The following is a 232-nucleotide window of genomic DNA, read 5'->3' on the forward strand; positions in this document are numbered from 1 at the left end:
GTGCGGGTAATTTAGCAAATACTGAAGGCGGATAGCCTTTGGTTGCAGGAGGCTCACCAACAGCCAGTGCTATTTCACGCTGCGCCATGGCATAACGCGTTACCGAGTCAAGCAGTAACAATACGTTTAGCCCTTGATCTCGAAAATATTCTGCAATGGTGACTGCACTCTCACAGCCTTTTAATCGCATTAATGGCGAAGCATCAGCAGGCGCTGCCACAACAACTGAGCG

At 49.6% G+C, this 232-nt stretch carries 1 pseudogene; it reads right to left on the minus strand.

The window, feature by feature from the left end:
- Positions 1–232: pseudogene (fliI, locus tag SB749_RS21075) on the minus strand (flagellum-specific ATP synthase FliI); the annotation flags it as partial.

Origin of the sequence: Brevibacterium sp. SIMBA_078, from assembly GCF_046534565.1 — a bacterium.
Lineage (GTDB): Bacteria > Actinomycetota > Actinomycetes > Actinomycetales > Brevibacteriaceae > Brevibacterium.